The sequence below is a fragment of the Actinomycetospora chiangmaiensis DSM 45062 genome, assembly GCF_000379625.1.
Lineage (GTDB): Bacteria > Actinomycetota > Actinomycetes > Mycobacteriales > Pseudonocardiaceae > Actinomycetospora > Actinomycetospora chiangmaiensis.
Genome location: NZ_KB903247.1, coordinates 243184 through 260285, shown reverse-complemented (window position 1 = coordinate 260285; position 17102 = coordinate 243184). Strand labels below are relative to the sequence as shown.

Sequence of the window (17102 nt, the reverse complement as noted above, 5' to 3'; positions counted from 1 at the left end):
GTCGCGCTGCGCCTCGACGGCCACCTCATCCACGCCCATGCCGGGACGATGCTGCTCGGCTCCTGGCCCCACACCATCGACCTCGAGCGGCGTCTGAGGCTGCGCGGCGCCCGCCGCACCGACGGCGTCTTGCCCGCCCCGAGGCCCGCTCACGCTCCGCGCGCCCAGCGCGTCGTCGGCGCCNACGGCGTCGTCATGGTCGCCCGCCAACGGCTGCGCATCGGCCGAGCGCACGCCGGCAAGACCATCACCGTCATCGCCGAGGACACCAGCTTCCGCGTCCTCGACGGAGACCGCGAACTCAGCAGCTTCGCCCGCGACCCCAGCAAGCCCCTCACCCGCTTCAAGGCATGGTCACACGCTCCCACGACAAGCATGTCCTGACGACAATCCGTCAACCATGTCCCGAGACCGCACACATCACCAGTCCCCTAACCCCTAAAGCGTAGGCATCGACGACGGGGCGTGCTCGGGCCGGCGAGTTCGGTCCGAGCACGCCGGCCGACGCGCTCGCCACGGTCACCGCGGAGCCGCGGCAACGTCCGATGTCCCGTCCCCCTCCAAGCCCCGCGCTGCTCCTCGTTGGACGAACGACTAGTCGTCTCCTGCAGGAGGGAACACGCTGTTGATTATCGCGACAAGCTGGCGGGCGCGTGCTTCATCAAGTTGCAAGCTTTGGCTCGACTTCCGGTCGGAGACCCTATCTTTGCTACCGAAGGTGCTTAGGTGAAGCAACGGCCCTCTTGTTGAATTTAGGGCAAGATACTCACAGTCGACCTCGGTTTCGTGGGGACGAATCCGTTGCTTAGATTCGGTGAAGCCAGTTACATAAGCCACGCTCGCTGCTCCCTCTCATCGTGCGGCGTAAGAGACTCGGTCTCGTTGCGGATAAATTGCTGCCGGACGCTCGACGACAGCGTGACGTTGGCACGTGACTGGCCGGCCGGAGCTATGAGAGGCAGGAACATCCGCCCTGCTGTCTACCGTATCTGGTCGTAGCCCCAAGGTCGTCATGTCTATGCGGCGTTGTCTAACTGAAGAATAAATGAGGTGATGTTCAGCGCTTTGGCCCAACCAACAGGCCTCAACAGATTGTCACGCTTGAAAGCTACAGGCCACAATACTCCAGAACGTACCACAGGCGCTCGCCCTCGAGAACAGCGCCGAGATATTCAGGTAGCATTAAAGGACGAGCGCCCGACGGGCATCGATCGAACTGGAACCTCCAAGGCTGATACTGCACGCTCAGCTGTACCTCGCCAAACCATAATCTCAGCCGCACCGGGCGCAAGATCGTAAGGGTGGTGGTGTGCGGCACGACTGAGCGCATTCCAGAGTTCGGCGACCCGCCACGCTTCCTCCGCCTCCAAATACCTTCGAAGCACGAGGAGCTGCGCCCGCCGCGACGCCTGGACGAGGTCCGGCGAGCACCTCGTCCACAGATCGTCCAGGGCGTGCTCTACGGCGAGGCGCAGTAGCCACACCGAGGCGCGCGCCGACGTCCGGGAGTCGGCTGACGAGGCGGCCAACGCGTCGACCGCCGCCAGCCGCCGGTGGGGTCCGGACAGAGCGTTGGTCATTGGCGCGCGACCCAGGTGCAGAGGGACTTGGTGTCGCCGATCAGACGATTCAGGTCGCCGGCGTATCCCCGGTGTGCGCCTTCCTTGCAGGCGTAGAAGACGTCCACCGCGCCCGGGCCCGCTGAGCGGAGACGTCGCTCGAGCTCCCCGGCCCGGTCGGAGTCGTTGAAAACCGCGAGGGTCAGGACGGCGCGCGTCGTGTGTGCGGCTGCCAACCGCGCCTCGACCTCGTCCCGGTCGTCGCCCCTGCTGATCCGTGCGCGCCGGAACGCCGCGTGCGCGGCCGCCTCCAGTGCGCTGCGGCACGACGAGGCGATGACCTCGCCCTTCAGATCCTCCGGGACGTGGTCGCTCTTGGCGAGGGCTCGGGCGTCCTCGAGATGGCGGGCGACCGGGTCACTCGACGCGTGTAGTTCCACCCGCGAGCGGTCCCGCCGCGCGACCTCGACGATCCGCGCCGGGACCTGCAGCCGCCGGACCGACTCGGCCAGACGGTCGTCGTGGGAGAACACCACCACCTGCCGATCGTGCGCGACCCCGCTCAGCACGTGGGCCAGCCCGTCGACCTTCGCGGGGTCCATGGCCTGCACCGGGTCGTCGATGAGCACGTAGCGGAACGGGCTCTCCTCGACGGTCGCGCGTGGCAGGAACAGCGAGAGCGCCAGGCTGTGCAGCTCCCCCTGGCTCATGACGCCGAGCGCGGCGCCCTCGACGTCGTCGACGGTGACGTCGAACGTCGCGCGACGCCGGGTCGACGAACCCTCCAGGCGGATCGGGCCGAGGTCGACGTTGCTCTGCTGGCGCAGGTCGTTCCAGATCCGCTGCGACTGCTCGGCGAACGGCCGCAGCCGCTCGTCCCGGATTGCCGTCGCCGCCTCCTTGAGCCACGCCTCGGCCTTCTTCACCGCCGTGAGCTGCGCCTTCTCCTGCGCCGCCCCGCCGAGCAGGCCGTGCAGCTCGAACAAGCGGGACGCGAACGGACGCCACTGCTCGTCTCGTCGGGAGAGCTCCGTCTCCGCTCGCTCAACGACGGCGGCGAGTTCCTCTCGAAGCGCCCGTCCGGCCTCGTCCAGCTCCGATGCCACTTCCGCGGCGTCGAGCGCCCCGCGCCACCGCGCCCAAGCGGCGTGCGGACCCGCCGTCGGGAAGGGGAGGGTCTCGCCGAGGACGGCCGGAACAGGCTCGATGAGCAGGACGAGCGCAGCGCGAGCCGCGTCGACGCGGCGCTGCGCCGTCTCGAGCGCCGCCGCACCCTGCTCGGCCTCGCGGGTCCGACGTTCCGCATCGACCTGCCACGTCGCGTCGAGGAGCCCCTGCCCGCAGACCGGGCAGGGCTCGTCATCGTGATCGGCATGGTGGTCGAGCGCGGTCCGCAGGAGGCGGGCCAGACCGGCGCTGGCCCGCGCCTGGCTCGAGGACGCGGTCTGCAACGCCTCCCGGGCCTCGTCGTACTCGAGAGCGGCGTTCTCGACGACGTCTTGGGCGGGCAGCGTCAGCGCGCGTACCCGGCGGAGGAGCGCGGTGGTCGTGAGGTCCTCGTCGTCGCCGAGTGCGAGCTCGCCGAGGACCTCGAGATCCGGTGCGGTCGCCTTCAGTGCGGAGGCGGCACGCGTCGCGCGCTCGTCGTCGAGCCCGCCGGCGGCGGCGAGGAGTTCCTGACGAAGGTCGCGAGCGGCCTTGGCCCGCTGCTCCCTGGCCTTCTTCGCCGCCGTCAGGCGCGTCTGGGCGGCGGTCAGGTCGGCCAGCCCGAGCAGGGTGAACAGCGCGTCGTGCATCTCGCTGGGCCTGCCGTCGACCACGGAACCGAGCTCGTTGTAGGACAAGAACGGCCGGTAGGTCCGGACGGCCTCGCCGGCGCCGTCGATCGGCTCCATACGCTCCCCGCGCACCTGCCGGGTCCACGACCCGCCGTCGAGATCGTCCTCGGGCTCCCACGCGCGGCGAACCGTGACCGGCCCGGCTCCCCCGCCGACGGTCTCGACGACGATCCGTGCGGGCGCCGGCCGGTGCAGGTTGCGCCACCCCTCACGCCATACCGCCGACCGGTTGCCGCTCCACCGGCGGTTCGCGCCCGTGACGGCGAGCTCGGCCGCCTCGGCGAAGCTGGACTTCCCCGACCCGTTGCGCCCGACCACCAGGGTGAGTCCGGGGCCCGGGTGCATGGTGAGCGTGGCCGGCTCCCCGACCCCGCGGAAGCCCTCGACGGTGATCGAGGCGAGGTAGCTGCCGGCGGTCGGGGCAGCGTCGACGGGGGCGGGATCGGTGGCGGCCTCCTCGGTGCTCTCGCCGAGCGCTCGGGCGAGGGCCGCGTCGCTGTCGAGCGCCTCGAGCACGAGAAGCCCGTGCTCGGTGTCGAGCGACGCGTCCTCGTCGACCATGCGCGCCACGACGTCGCGGAGCCCCAGCGCCGCAGCCTCCGACGACCGGTCCTCCACCATCACGCCCCCGGGTGACTCGATGATCGCCAGTGTGTTCGCCGCCAATCGGAGATCCGTTACCGATGGAGTGAGTCGCGGCACGGGTGACCACCGAACCTGACGGCGGCGGCGCGTCGCTGCGGCTCGTCACCCCCCTCCGGCAGCACTGGCGACGGATGACGTGTCGTTCCTGCTCGACCCGCATACGACTCGCTGAAGTCGGTCACCGACCAGCGGCTGGCCAACGAGCTCCTCGGGCTCGTTGCCGGGGTCGACGGTGACGGCGCCGCGTACGCTGTAGGCGACAGGCTGTTGCGGTCGCTGAGATGGCGACGGTCCTGACCGAGGATCACCCCATGGACCGCGCCGAGTTCCTGGACCGACTCTCTCGGCTCCGCCGGCCCAGGTCGGCGCGGCCCGCGCGCCGCACAAGCCGCTCCTGGTGCTCTGGCTGCTCGGACGGCACCGGGGCGGTGCGTCGGGACCGGTCAGCTACGCCGAGCTCGAGGAGCCGGTCGGCCGGCTGATCGAGGAGTTCGGCCCGCCGAGCCGGTCGGGCCGCTATCCCGGTCGGGCCGCCTGGCCGTTCAGCCGGCTCGAGAGGGAGCTGCGGGACCCGCGCCGCGCGGACGGGACCCCGGTCCCGACGACGGGTCAGCCCTCCCGTCGGCTGCTCCTCGACCGTCATGCGGTCGGCACCTTCACGTCGCCGATCCAGGCGCTGCTCGACGACCCGCGGCTCGTCGTCGAAGCTGCGCGTCTGCTGCTCGACCTGCACTTCACGCCCGTCCTGAGCCCGCTGATCGCGAGCGCCTGCGGACTCGACCTCGACGAGCCCGTCCCGCGCTACGGCGGCGAGATCGAGGTGGTGACAACGCGCCGGCCGCGACGGGCGGGCTTCGCCGAGGAGGTCCTGCGGGCCTACTCGTACGCCCGCGCCTTCTGCGGCTACGCCGGTGCGGTCGGGCGGAACCCGGTCGGCCTCGAGGCCGCGCACGTGAAGTGGCACAGCCAGGGCGGCGAGGACGAGCTGGTGAACGGGCTCGCCCTGTGCTCGCTGCACCACGTGCTGTTCGACGTCAGGGGTCCTCGGGCTCAGCGTTGACCGTCGCCTCCACGTGTCTCCGCTCTACGTGGCGCGCAGCGAGGCTGGGCGAGCGCTAGACGACTTGGCCGACCGGGTGATCCCGCAGCCGCGACCTTCGCCGTCGGTCGTGCACGCGGACAACGTGGCCTGGCACGGCCGGGAGGTGTTCAAGGGGTAACTGATCCGCCCCGAAGAAAGTGGGAACCGATCGGACCCGGCCACAGTCCAAGCCGACGAAAAGCTCTGCCACTCGTCGTCAGGAGCCGGCCGTGACCATCCGCCTACGCGTTCTCCTCATCGCCATCTTCGTCTGTCTCGTCGGACCCCTCGTCCCCGCCGAGGCCCTCGCGCAGTCGGGCCTGCCTCCGTGGGCAGCATGCGGTCGGAGCGACCCCGAGACCAAGCCGGTGAAGACGTACCCCGTTCTCCCGCCCGTCGGAGGGCCGCCGCGGACCTACGCGGTGTTGATGTGCGGGAACGACTTCTTCGGCCAGCGCCACATCGCGAACAAGCACGGGCAGCAGTGGTCGAACCTCGCCGTGTACACCGCCGGGCCGTGGCAGAGCTTGGCCGACTTCGCCATCACGCAGACACTGACGTTCCCACAGCCCGGCTATCCGCGGTTCAATCCGGAGCGGAACACCTGGACCTACAAGTCGCCGCTGCAGATCAAGGACCAGCAGGGGCAGGTCCGCGTGACCTACTGGGCCGTGGTCGGGGTCGCGGCGCAGGATGGGAAGGTCCTGACCAGCTTCTACAGCCGCGACCCGAGGTGAGGCGAGATGCCCTCGACGGAGGACCAGGTCCTCTACGCCAGGCTCCTCACGGCCATCGGAGAGGGTGGCGTCGTTGAGCAAACAGCCGACGGCGTCGTCATCGACGCGTTCGAGGACAACAGCTTGATGCAACTCATGCACCTTCGCGTGACTCCAGCGTCGTTCGGGCCGCTGTTGCGGTCGACGGCCGGTCGCTCAGCGTCCGCCTTTCCTGACGTCGAACCGCTGGAAGCAGCGTGGCAGCTGTTCCTAGTGCACCTCGACGCAGCGATACAGACGGCGGCGCCGGGCGAGACCGAACTCGTTCCGACACCAGACGGCGTCGGCTCGTTCCGCCCCGACCTGACCCGCGTTCCTCGCACGCCTGAGCAGGAGGATCAGTGGATCAACCAGCAGCGGTACGACCGCCTGATTCAACACTTCGCCGATCGGGGTGGCGTGGAGGTGCACCTCGAGGCGCAGACCCTCGTCCTGCGTGAACTCGACGGCCAGGAACTGCCCCGCCCGGTTCGGGTGCGCCTGCCGTTCCGCGCGCTCTCCGACCGTTTCCGCCGAGCCGACGACCCAGACAGCGCCGTCGACGGGCTCATCCGTGAGCTGGAGACAGAGATCGGCGCGGGGCGGACGGACATGGAGGTGCGCGCGGACGGGTCGATCCACGTGGGCAAATGACGGCGGCCCCTTGCGATTCGCCGGACTGCCATCTCGGGACGGCTCGCACGAGCGGAGCAGACGGCCGAACGCGACCAGCAGCGCACGCGCAACCGGCACGAGCTGCTCATGGGCAGCCGGCCGAGCACGATGACAACGCAGTGGACTGCGCCAGCTCGGTGCCGTGGCGAGGATGGCTCGGAGACTGTCTTGCTCACGCGCCCACCGTCAGCGCCACTGCGAGCGAGTCGACACGTGCGGATCCGAAGGGTCTTACGAGCTGGCGCTGCGATGGCCGCACCGGCCGGTGATCGAGTTGCCCGATTCGCCGTCACATTCGGGGTGGATCGCTACGGTGGTGTCGTGAGCGCGTCGTCCTCCCCCCAGCCCGAGCGACGAGGATCGCTGGCCAAGGGAGCCCAGCCCGCCGCTATCAGGGCGGCCCTGCTGCCAGAGGACCAGCCCCTCTTCGATGCCGCCTATGAGCAGGCTTTGGACCAGGCGAAGCGCGACTACGACCTGGCAGCCCTCCACGCCACGCTGGAGAACTGGCGACGGCAGGCCGTCGCCCAATCGAACCCGGAGGCGTTCCGGTTGATGGTGCGCCGGGCTGCTGCGTTCTTCAGTGGTCAGCCTGTGCCGGAGAACGAGCCCTTTGCGGTCACGCGTGCCAAAGCCGGCATGTAGCGGATGTTCCGCGTCGAGCCGGTCGGCGAGGACATCTCTGCCGCAATCGACGCCCTTCCTACGGACCTCCTGGCTGCTTTCGCGGATCTATGCGCGGCGCTGGAGGTGGCGCCATGGTCGGTCGGCGAGCCGTACCACCCGGCGAATCCCACGGGCTCACGTGCTGCCACGTTCGGGCCCGACGAGCGCGGGCTGGTGGTCTACGCCGTCGAGGACAGCGACCGCCGGGTCGTGTGGCTGTGGTCGGTGCTCATCGCACCGTTGCTCTAGTGAGCGTATCGGCGGTTCCTGGGCGCCGCGTGAGGGCGCCCTTTCGTGCTCGGGCCGTATGGGCCTGGGAGTGCAATTTCTCGTGCCCGGAGGTGGTCCGTGAAGACAATGTCCTGCTCGGAGGTCAGGGCGCGCTACGCCGAGGTCCTCAGGTCCGTCATCGACGATCGCGAAGAGGTCGTGATCACCAGGGCGGGGGACGAGCCCGTGGTGATGGTGGCACTTGATGAGTACGAGTCTCTGAAGGAGACCGCCTACCTCGTACTGAGCCCCGAGAACGCTCGGCGTCTGCTGGCCTCGATCGACCGGTTGGAGGGCGGAATCGGCGAGCCCCACGGACGGGTCGACCCGGAACCGTGAACCTGGTCTTGGACGACTGTGCTCCTCATCCCACTGTCCATCGCGCCCAGGCGAGGTCGGACGCGCGGCACACGCCCGAGCGTGCGCAGTCCTATCGGCCAGGATGAGCAGCAACCACGGGCCATCTGGGGGGCGGAGGTACGGTCCCTCCATGTCGCGGCTCGAGCGCATCACGGTCAGGCCCGGGTTGTGTCATGGTCAGCCGACTATTCGCGGCCTACGTTTCCCGGTGTCCTCCCTGCTCGCGCTCCTCTCCTCGGGCATGACCACCGACGAAATCTTGCAGGATCATCCCGACCTCGAGCACGACGACATCGGGGCGGCGCTCGAGTTCGCGTCGTTGACGGCGGGTCGGGCGAGGACCATCCCGCTCGCCGCCGAGTAGGACTGGTGGCCGTGGCCGCTCTTCAGCCGGGAGCTGCAACTGCCCGAGCTCTGGCCCAGTTCGGCCATCTTGTCGGCGGCCTCATCACGACGACGAGAGCCGGTCGCACTGGAGGCCCTGCGACCCTGGCTCCGCATTACGCCCAGCGGCGTAGCCGGCCCGGTCGTTGCCAGCGAGGTGGCTGCGCCCCGTGAGCAGTCATCCGCGCTCCGGCACGGAAAAGTGCTCACGAGGCGAAGCCACCTACGCGAGGGACCGGGCGAAGCCCGTCACGTCCCGGACCGCCTCGGCGTACACCTCCGGCATGGCGTTCTGGAACAGCAGCTCGCCCACGTGGCACAGGCCGAGGTTGATCTTCCCGACCGACGGGACACCCGCGGCGACCAGCAGCCGGTGGTAGGCGAGGCCCTCGTCGCGCAGGGGGTCGACCTCGTTGACCGAGATGACGTGCGGAGGCAGGCCGCTGAGGTCGTCGGTCGTGGCGCGAGACGGCCAGCAGGTGGGCTCGTCGATGTTCCTGCCGTCCGGGTCGTAGACCTCCGCGAGGAGCGGGAACAGCGCGCGATCGAGCCAGTACTTGTCGTTCTCCCACAGCGAGTGGAACTCCGCAGGCGGCTCGTCCCACGAGCCCAGGATGTACGGGCACTGCGCGTAGACGCCCGCGATCTCCTCCACCCAGCCCTCGCGGCGAGCCTTGATCGCGACCGCCAGGGATAGGTTGGCGCCACCGGAATCGCCTGTGAGCACGACGTGGCTGCCGCCCAGCTCCGGGAGGTTCGCGTGCACCCAGCGCACGGCCGCGGCGCAGTCGTCGAGGCCGGTCGGGAACGGGTTGGCGCCGGCGACACCGCCGGCGTTCCGGTAGTCCACCCCGACGACGACGGTGCCCGCCTTCGCGAGCTCGTCCCGCCAGTGCGCGTAGAGACCCCCGGTGGACGAGAGCATCACCATGCCGCCGCCGTGGATCTGGACGATCACCGGGAGCGGCCCGTCGACACCGTTCGGCCGGTGCACGTGCAGCGCGATGTCGTGCCCGTCGCGGGTCACCGTCATGACCTCGCGTGACACCCCGTCGACCGGCTTCAGGTCCTGCGCAAGCACCGTGAAGAGGCCCTCGAACGCCTCCTCGGCCGCGACGCTGAACCCGAGCAGGGTCTCCCGGCCGGCGTCACGGGTGAGCGGGTTGGCCGGCGGGTGGTCCAGCGCCCCGAGGGCCCCGAACACGGCGACCATGCGCGGGTCGGAGCGGGGGTCGGTGCCGAGCGTGAGGGCCGGGTCGCCGAGCCGACCGGGAGCGACGTGCGGGGTGTCCGTGGCCATCAAGCGTCTCCTCGACGGGCTGCGGGGTCAGCGTCCCAGGAAGCGTGGCCCAGGTCACTTCAGCCGTCAACGACGCCGTCGTCGCAGACCCAGGGTTCCGTCAGGGGAGCCATTCCATCGACGCGCGCGGCTCGTCCGACGTGAGCCATGCACTCAGGGCGCGGACGAGCGGAGCGGGGTTCTGCCGCGATCGGGGGTACCGCCGTGAGCTCGTCAGGAGGACGCGCAGCGGCGGCTCGACCGTGGCGAGCAGGGGGACGAAATCGCGCACGTTCTCCGTGACTACCCGCCGACCCTGCTGCGCCGCCCACGCGGCGACCTGGACATCGGCCGCCGCCGCGAGGGTCGCGTGACCCGCGACGGCGACCACGTCGTGCCCGGAAGCCACCAGTGCCTCGGCGAGACGCGGACTGAACATCTCATCGAGGAGCAGCGGCTCGGACGCCGTCACCGTCACGCGAGCAGCGCCCGCCGACGCTCCCACTCCGCTTCGGCGCGCTCCGACGCCTCGCGGGCCTCGACGATCCAGGCGTCGACCTCTGCGGAGAACTCCGTGTAGTAGCGGATGCCGGCCGAGACCGCCGCCGTGGAGACCGCGAAATTCTCGGAGGCGGCGTCGACGGCGAATTCGCCGCGTTCGTCGATCTCCTCGAGGAACACCACCAACTCCCAGACGTCCGGGCCGACGACGAGCGCGGGTCGCCGACCGCTCGGACCATCGCGGAAGACGATCCCCGGATGATCAGCCATCCTCAGCCCCTCGTCGACCAGCCGTTGCGCCAGGCCGGAGGGGGTCGCTCCTGGCATGGCCGCTGCCCGCTGACGGAGCCGGTGCAGCACGTCGGTGTCGAACCGCACGGAGAGGGGCGACGTCATGTCATCACTGTAGCGCGACGACGACGCGTATCTCCTCGAGCTCGCGCCCAGCTTCGCCGCGCTCGACGACCGCGACCTGACCCCACACCTCGTTGGGAAGAAGCACCTCGGAGACTGGCGCCCGTGGCCCTCACCTTCGCCGAGTACCTGGAGACCCTCGACGACGAGGCGCTGGCCGCGCTCCTGACCCGCCGTCGGGACGTCTGCGCCGAGCCCGTTCCCCGTGATCTCGCGCATCTGGCCGACCGGCTGTGCACCGCGGACTCCCTGTTCGATGCCCTCGCGGAACTCGACCGGGACGCCCTCGAGGTGGGGCGGGCGGCCGCCGTCCTGGGCCCACAATCCACTCCCGAGACGATCGCCGCGCTGCTCGACGCCGACCACGCGGTCGTCGAGGCGGTCGTCGAGCGGCTCGTCGCGCTCGGCTTGGCCTATCCGGACGGCGCCCACCTCCGTCTCCCCGAGCGCGTCGACCGGCACTTCCACGCCGACCTCGGCGGCGGAGCACCGGTCACGACCCTCGTCCGCTCGATGGTCGTCGAGGACCTGCGGGTGCTCGCGGACGCCCACGGGGTCGCGACGGAGGGGCTGCGCAAGCCCGAGCTGGTGGAGGCCGTCGTCGAGGCGATGCACGACGTCTTCGGCGTCGCCGACCGCGTCCGCGCCCTCGACCGCCCTCTCCTGCACCGGCTCGGCGGCATCCTCGGTCCCGGCGGTGGCTACGCCTACCGACTCGAGGCCGCTGAGGAGGGCCTCGTCGACCGCGGGATGCTCGTGCTCCACAACCGCGCGCTCGAGGTGCCGCACGAGGTCGCGATCGCGACCTGGTTCCTCGTCGCGAAGGTCACCGGGCCTCCGGCCCTCCCGCCCGCCGTCGCCGGTGACACCACCGGCGCCGCCCAGGAGTTCCTCCGCCACGTCGGCTCCGTCCTCGACCACCTCCGCGAGTCGCCGTCTCCGCAGGTCAAAGCGGGTGGGGTCGGGAAGCGCGAGCGCGTGCGCCTGGTCAAGGCCCTCGATCTTCCCGACGACGGGCAGCTCGCCCTGGTGCTCGACCTCGCCTTCGCGCTCGGCCTCGTCGCGCCAGGTGCCGACGGCCTGACGACCACCGACCGCTACCCCGGCTGGCGTGTCCAGCCCGCGGCCCGCCGCTGGTCGAGCCTCGCCGCCGCCTGGGTCGACCTTCCCCACACCCCGACCCACCGCGTCGACCCCGACGGCACCGAGTCCGCTCCCCCGTTGCCGCCGACCGTCGACTCCCACTCGATCCGCCACGCCCTGCTCCGCGTGGGGCGCGACGGCGGGTCGCTCCGCGCCGCGGTCGGCGAGATCGCCTGGTACGCGCCGATGCGCGGGCCCGAGGACTGGCGGGCGGCGATCGCCCACGCCGTGGTGGACGAGACGCGCCGGCTCGGGATCGGCGACGGGGACGCGCTCGGGCCGCTCGACCCGTCGTCGGGAACAGTGGACGAACTGCTGGGCGACGTCGGCTGCCAGGTGATGCTGCAGTCGGACCTGACCGCCGTCGTTTCCGGGGTTCCCGACGACGAGGGTCAGCGGCTGCTGACCGACGCCGCAGACGTCGAGGCTCGTGGCGCGGCAACCGTGCACCGGTTCTCGACGCGCAGCGTCCGCCGGGCCCTCGACGTAGGATGGACCGCGGACTCCCTGCTCGCCGGCCTCCGGGAGCTCGCCGGCGAGATCCCCCAGCCGTTGGACTACCTCCTCCGCGACGCGGCGCGGGTGCACGGCTCGATCCGCGTGCACGAGGTCCGGACCTGCGTCGTGGCCGACGAGTCCCTGGCGCTCGAGCTCGCGGCGGCCCGATCGCTGCGCAAGCTCGGGTGGCGACGGATCACGGCGACCGTGCTCGGCTCCTCGGAGCCGCCCGCGCTCGTGCTGCGCCTGCTGCGCGACGCGGGGTACAGCCCGGTTCTCGACGACGGGTCGGGTGCGGTCGCGGTGGAACGTGCGCCCGTCGAGGCGGCGGAACCGCTGGAGGACGTCGCGACGACGGGTGTCCCGGCGGAGGAGTTCGTGCGGCGGCTGCGGTCGTCGGAGGGTCGGGTGAACCCGACGGCGCAGAGGCTCGCGCACGCGGCGAGCAGTCGACTCTCGCCTGACGAGCTCGATCAGCTCGCCTACGCGCTCGACCACACGTCCCCGGTTCGGATCACGTACCGCGTCAGCAGCGGGGCGGTGGGCAACCGGGTGATCACGCCGCAGGTGTTCCAGCACCGGTGGCTGCGGTCGTGGTGCCACCAGGCGGGCGACGTCCGCGACTTCACGGTCTCGTCGATCCTCGGGGTCGGACCGGCGTAGGTGGCTTCGCCTCGTGAGTAGTAATCCGTGCCAGAACACGGAGAAGTGCTCACAGGGCGGAGCCACCTCGGCCGACGAGGGCGAGCAGTCGGTTCTGCGGGTCGTCACTGCGCGGCTCGACCGCGGACGCGAACAGGCCCGGGCCGGCGAGCATGATCGGGTCACTCGCGATGTAGGCCAGCGCCTCTGCCACGGCCTCCGGGTCCACGTACTCGTCCAGCCCGGCGCCTCGGGCGAGGTCCCACTCGTGGACGGTGAGGTCGACGAGCATCTGCACCGCGTACTCCTCGACCCCGAGCCAGCCGAACGACGTGTGGACCAGCGCAGCCCCGCCGTACCACGCGGGATGCGAGAGCCGAGCGGCCTCGTCCCACGCGCGGACCGGGTCGTCACCGACCAGGTCACCGTCGTACCGCTCCCCCACCTCGTCCATCGCCTCGCCCGCCAGCACGTGCGGCGCCCACCGGTGCTCGAAGACCATGTGCGCCACGAGGTCCCGCACGCTCCACTCCGAGCACGGCGTCGGCGCCGACCACCGGTCCGCCGGCACCGCGTGCACCCGCGCGCCGAAGCGGTCCATGGCGGCCGGGATCAGCCGGCGGGCGTCGTTCACGCCGGGAGACCCTTCCCGACGACGGGTCGGCTACGCCAGGTCCGTCGTCAGGAAGTCGACGATCGCTGTGCCGAGCTCGGGGGCGACCATCGCCCTGACGTGGTCGCCCGGCACCGCGTGAAAACGGCCGTCGCCGAGGGACGCGGCCAGGGCGGGCGCGGTGAGTCGGGCACGGTCGTCCTCCCCTGTGAGAACGAGGGTCGGGACGGGGATGGCGGCGAGGACGTCGTCCGGAGTGGCCGCGTAGGTGCCGAGGAGGTGCAGGAGTGCGATCGGGTCGAAGCCGTGGTCGACGATCCACTGCCCCTGCGGATCGAGCACCTCGCCCCGCGAGATCGCCGACAGCCGATCGCGGAACGCCGCGGTGTTCGGCCCGTCTGCCCCGGCCGCCGCGCGACCTTGACCGGCGATGACCGCCCGTCGTGGTCGGGCGCCCCGCGCGAGCATGCGCAGCACCACCCGACCGCCGAGCGAGTAGCCGGCGAGGTCGTAGTCGTCGAGGCCGAGCGCCTCGACGAGTGCGAGCCCGTCGTCGGCGAGGACGTCCGGGGGCCAGGCGGACGGGTCACGCGGGGCGGCGCTGTCCCCGTGGGCGCGCAGGTCGGGAAGGATCACGCGGAAGCCCGCGGCGGCGAGCGCAGGCGCCGGGCCCTCGTCGACGAGCTGGGCCGCCGAGCCCGTGAAGCCGTGCACGAACACCAGCGGGCGACCCGCGCCCAGCTCGAGGTACGCCAGTGCGATCCCGTCGTGAGCGCGGAAGAACACGTCGCCCACTGTCCCGCGAGTTCGACGAAACGGCCCCCGAGGACGGGCGCGGTTTGCCACGCTCGACCCGTGCCCGACGGCTTCGACGTCCGCCCCGACCAGCTCCGGGCGGGTGCGAGCGCTCTCCGTAACGAGGTGAGCAGCGTGACCACGGCGCGGGCACGGGCCGGCGCCGCCGCGCAGTCGGCAGCCGACGGCTCCGGTGAGGGTCCGTTGGCGTCGGCCGCGAACGAGCTGTCGTCGCAGCTCGACAAGGCGGTCGCCGCGATCGAACGCAGCGTCACCGCGACTGCGGCCGCGATCGACGCGACGGTGAGGAGCTATCAGAGTTCCGACGCCGCCGCCTCACGCTCGATCCCCGGCAGCGTCCCCGGCTCCTGATGCCCGTCCTCGGTGACCCGGATGCGGTCCTCGCCGCGTCGCAGGAGCTGACGTCGGCGGCGAACGACATCCAGGTGGCGAGGGAGGGGCTCGCGGCTCGGGGCACCACGATCACTGCCGGTTGGAGTGGGCGGGCGGCAACGGCCGCACTCGACCTCATCACCCGCCACGTGGCGGACCTGCAGCTCGCCGTGGACGCGGTCGCCCGGTCCGCGCCACCACTGGCCGCCTTCGCCGCCGAGCTGCGGGCCGCGCAGCAGGACTACGCGCGGGGCGAACAGATGATGCGCGCCGGCGAGGCGGCCAAGGTGTCCGCCGGCTCCGGACCCGTACCGACCGCCGACGCCGCCCGTGAGGCCGCCGAGCAGACCGTGGACGACGCGGCCGAGATCATGCTGGCCGCCGAGGAACGCGCGCTGCAGGCGAACGAAGGCGCGGCACGCGCAGTGGGCGAGGCCGCCGCGGCGCTGTCGGCCATCGCGCCGCGCCAGCCTGCCCCGCCGATCGTCGGGAACCCCCGACCCGACGTCGGCAGCTTCCTTACCGATGTCGGCAACACCGCGGCCTCGGTCGGCAACGCGGCGCTGCAGGACCCGGGAGCCGTCGCGTCGATGCTCGGCGGCGCCGGGCTGATCACTCTCGGAGCAGGCGGTCAGCTCGGCGGGCTCGCCCTCGATGCGACCGGGGTCGGCATCCCGGCCGGGATCGCGACACACGCCGCCTCCGCCGGCGCCATCGCGGCGGGACTTGGGCTGGTCGGCGTCGGGGCGATGACGGTGGCCCAGTCCGCCTCCGGTGGCGGCAAGGTGGAGCCGTTCGGGAGCGGCGGGTCCGGATCGGCCCGACCGCCTGCTGCGCGGAAGCCCGACATCAGCGACCCGGCACTGAACAGGATCGTCCGCCCTCTCTACCGCGGCACGGGGTCCGAGTCCCGAGTCGGCAGCGGGACCACCGCGGACGCCGTGCGCTACGAACGGGCGACGGGCTCAGCGGCCGGCGGGAAGTTCCACACCGAGAAGGCCAACAACACGGTGCGGGCGCTGCGAAAGTGGCTGCGACGCAATCCGCAGGCCTCCGCGGAGGACCGCGCAGTCGCGCAACGGGAGTTCGATGATCTGCTCGAGGCATTTGGGAGGACAGAGTGAGCGACGATGATCCGCCGATCGACTCCGCGGTCGCACGACAGGTGGCGGATGCGCTGAGCGCAACCTCGACCACGGCCAGGACGATCGTCGACGACCACATCGAGCAGTTCGACGAGGTCCTGTCCACGGTGCTGCTCGACGAGGTCGGCGAGTGGTACCGAACCTCTGTCCACCACGGCGCGGAGGGTGCCGCGGACGCTGCTCGTGCTGTCGGCGCACTGGCCGACCTGTTCACGGCGGGCGGCGACTCGATGAGGACCGTCATCGCGACTGGCTTCCTCGAGGCCCTGCCTCGACGAGAGGACCCGGAACGGGAGGTCGTCGACCAGCTCCCTGAGCCACTCCGCGACGAACTGCGACGCATGGAGAACTGGCAGCCACCCGCACCGTGATGCACCGGTCCGGACCGCGGAAAGGCGGAGTCATACCACCGCTACGCCGGTGACGGGTTGGGCCTCGTCCGAGGCGCTGCGCCGACTGCCGGCGCTGAATGGACAGTTCAGCGACCGACGGTTCCGCACTCCGCGGTGATCTCGGCGGTCGCCCGGGCGGCAGCGACGAAGTCCTCGACCAGCGGCGAGGTGCGTGACGCCGTCGTCGCGAGGAGCACCTCGTCGGGCGCGAGGTCGGGGATGGGCACGTAGCTGATGTCGGGGCGCGAGTGGAAGCCGGCCTCCGAGCGGACCACGAACGAGATGCCCCGTCCGGCGGCCACGTGCTCGAGTTTCTCGTCGACGCCGCGGGCGCGCAGGCCGGAGTCGGACAGCGGGTGTCGGGTCGGCTGGGTGCTCGGGTCGCCGTGCCAGACCACGGTCTCCCCGGCCAGGTCGGCCTCGGCGATCTCCTCCTTGCCGGCCAGGCGGTGCGAGACGGGCAGCGCCACCACCCACGGCTCGGCGTAGAGCGGCACGACGCGGAGGCCGGTCTCGTCGACCGGGAGCCGCAGGTACCCGACGTCGACCCGGCCGTCGAGCAGCATCGCGGCCTGGTCGTCGCCGTCCGTCCGCTGCACCTCGACGACGACGTCGGGGTGGCGCGCCGCGAAGGCCCGCTGCGCCGGGATGACGGGGATGCCGGCGCGGAAGCCGACGACCAGCCGCCGGCCGCCCTCGGCCGCGACGCGCACCCGACGTCGGACGGCCGCCGCCGACGCCAGCAGCGGGCCCGCGTCCTCGCGCAGCTGACGACCCGCGTCGGTCAACGCCACGCCGTGCCGGTCGCGGACGAACAAAGACGCGCCGAGGTCGTGCTCCAGAGCGCTGATCTGGCGACTCAGCGCCGGCTGGGCGATGTGCAGCTCCTCGGCCGCGCGGCCGAAGTGCAGCCGGTCGGCGACCGCGACGAAGTACCGCAGCTTGCGCAGGTCCAGGTCCACGGCCGCTCCCGTCACGGTGATGCCTCGACGCTATCACCGCCGCCAGAACGGGTCTTGGACACCGATTCACCGCGAAGGCAGGGTCGAAAATG

General features: G+C 71.3%; 18 protein-coding genes and 1 pseudogene. 12 read left to right on the top strand and 7 right to left on the bottom strand.

Annotated features, from left to right (window positions below):
* Window positions 1–1576: 1576 nt before the first annotated feature.
* On the bottom strand, window positions 1577–4063 hold the full coding sequence (locus A3CO_RS0128115) for an AAA family ATPase (RefSeq protein WP_157647883.1): 2487 nt from the start codon (window positions 4061–4063) through the stop codon (window positions 1577–1579).
* Window positions 4064–4415: 352 nt separating this feature from the next.
* Between A3CO_RS0128115 and A3CO_RS40525 the strand changes: the two are divergent.
* The 8 genes and pseudogenes from A3CO_RS40525 to A3CO_RS0128080 all read left to right on the top strand — a co-directional run.
* A pseudogene (locus A3CO_RS40525) lies at window positions 4416–4811 on the top strand (phosphorothioated DNA-binding restriction endonuclease family protein); the annotation flags it as partial.
* A gap of 51 nt (window positions 4812–4862) precedes the next feature.
* Window positions 4863–5102 (top strand): HNH endonuclease, encoded by a 240-nt coding sequence (locus A3CO_RS40520; RefSeq protein ID WP_483756916.1) that lies wholly within the window; start codon window positions 4863–4865, stop codon window positions 5100–5102.
* A 251-nt stretch (window positions 5103–5353) separates the two neighbouring features.
* Window positions 5354–5860 carry a hypothetical protein gene (locus A3CO_RS0128105; RefSeq protein WP_018335598.1) on the top strand — a complete coding sequence of 169 codons (507 nt, stop codon included), beginning with the start codon at window positions 5354–5356 and terminating at the stop codon, window positions 5858–5860.
* A 6-nt stretch (window positions 5861–5866) separates the two neighbouring features.
* Window positions 5867–6532, top strand: coding sequence for a hypothetical protein (locus A3CO_RS0128100; RefSeq protein ID WP_018335597.1), 666 nt, complete (start codon window positions 5867–5869; stop codon window positions 6530–6532).
* Window positions 6533–6874: 342 nt separating this feature from the next.
* Complete coding sequence (locus A3CO_RS0128095; protein WP_018335596.1) at window positions 6875–7198, top strand: DUF6247 family protein; 324 nt, start codon at window positions 6875–6877, stop codon at window positions 7196–7198.
* 3 nt (window positions 7199–7201) lie between these two features.
* Complete coding sequence (locus tag A3CO_RS0128090; protein WP_018335595.1) at window positions 7202–7468, top strand: hypothetical protein; 267 nt, start codon at window positions 7202–7204, stop codon at window positions 7466–7468.
* A 108-nt stretch (window positions 7469–7576) separates the two neighbouring features.
* A complete protein-coding gene (locus A3CO_RS0128085) occupies window positions 7577–7828 on the top strand; it encodes a type II toxin-antitoxin system Phd/YefM family antitoxin (RefSeq protein ID WP_018335594.1) in 252 nt (83 codons plus the stop codon).
* 151 nt (window positions 7829–7979) lie between these two features.
* Window positions 7980–8213, top strand: coding sequence for a DUF433 domain-containing protein (locus A3CO_RS0128080; protein WP_026205085.1), 234 nt, complete (start codon window positions 7980–7982; stop codon window positions 8211–8213).
* A 243-nt stretch (window positions 8214–8456) separates the two neighbouring features.
* Here A3CO_RS0128080 and A3CO_RS0128075 read toward each other — a convergent pair whose 3' ends face one another.
* From A3CO_RS0128075 to A3CO_RS0128065, 3 genes are all read right to left on the bottom strand, one after another.
* Window positions 8457–9533, bottom strand: a complete 1077-nt coding sequence (locus A3CO_RS0128075; RefSeq protein ID WP_018335592.1) for an alpha/beta hydrolase — start codon at window positions 9531–9533, stop codon at window positions 8457–8459.
* A 100-nt stretch (window positions 9534–9633) separates the two neighbouring features.
* The gene (locus A3CO_RS0128070; RefSeq protein WP_281167703.1) at window positions 9634–9984 is read right to left on the bottom strand and encodes a DUF5615 family PIN-like protein; all 351 of its coding nucleotides are present in this window, start codon (window positions 9982–9984) and stop codon (window positions 9634–9636) included.
* Between the two features lie 2 nt (window positions 9985–9986).
* On the bottom strand, window positions 9987–10409 hold the full coding sequence (locus A3CO_RS0128065) for a hypothetical protein (protein WP_018335590.1): 423 nt from the start codon (window positions 10407–10409) through the stop codon (window positions 9987–9989).
* Between the two features lie 123 nt (window positions 10410–10532).
* On the opposite strand from A3CO_RS0128065, the gene A3CO_RS0128060 reads away from it, so the two are divergent.
* The gene (locus A3CO_RS0128060; RefSeq protein ID WP_018335588.1) at window positions 10533–12731 is read left to right on the top strand and encodes a helicase-associated domain-containing protein; all 2199 of its coding nucleotides are present in this window, start codon (window positions 10533–10535) and stop codon (window positions 12729–12731) included.
* A 49-nt stretch (window positions 12732–12780) separates the two neighbouring features.
* Here A3CO_RS0128060 and A3CO_RS0128055 read toward each other — a convergent pair whose 3' ends face one another.
* Both A3CO_RS0128055 and A3CO_RS0128050 read right to left on the bottom strand, forming a co-directional pair.
* Window positions 12781–13344: a TIGR03086 family metal-binding protein gene (locus A3CO_RS0128055; protein WP_018335587.1), complete on the bottom strand. Its 564-nt coding sequence runs from the start codon at window positions 13342–13344 to the stop codon at window positions 12781–12783.
* A 30-nt stretch (window positions 13345–13374) separates the two neighbouring features.
* Entirely contained in the window at window positions 13375–14109 is a 735-nt protein-coding gene (locus A3CO_RS0128050) for an alpha/beta fold hydrolase (protein ID WP_211214587.1), read from the bottom strand.
* 69 nt (window positions 14110–14178) lie between these two features.
* Here A3CO_RS0128050 and A3CO_RS0128045 point away from each other — a divergent pair, with 69 nt between their 5' ends.
* The 3 genes from A3CO_RS0128045 (at window position 14179) to A3CO_RS0128035 (ending at window position 16027) form a co-directional block, all read left to right on the top strand.
* Window positions 14179–14490 carry a hypothetical protein gene (locus A3CO_RS0128045; protein WP_018335585.1) on the top strand — a complete coding sequence of 104 codons (312 nt, stop codon included), beginning with the start codon at window positions 14179–14181 and terminating at the stop codon, window positions 14488–14490.
* A gap of 191 nt (window positions 14491–14681) precedes the next feature.
* Entirely contained in the window at window positions 14682–15635 is a 954-nt protein-coding gene (locus A3CO_RS39235) for a hypothetical protein (protein WP_211214586.1), read from the top strand.
* Window positions 15632–16027, top strand: coding sequence for a hypothetical protein (locus A3CO_RS0128035; RefSeq protein ID WP_018335583.1), 396 nt, complete (start codon window positions 15632–15634; stop codon window positions 16025–16027). Before A3CO_RS39235 ends, A3CO_RS0128035 begins: the two co-directional genes overlap by 4 nt.
* A 107-nt stretch (window positions 16028–16134) precedes the next feature.
* Here the strand turns inward: A3CO_RS0128035 and A3CO_RS0128030 are convergent, their stop codons facing one another.
* Window positions 16135–17010, bottom strand: coding sequence for a LysR family transcriptional regulator (locus A3CO_RS0128030; protein ID WP_018335582.1), 876 nt, complete (start codon window positions 17008–17010; stop codon window positions 16135–16137).
* Window positions 17011–17102 lie beyond the last annotated feature (92 nt).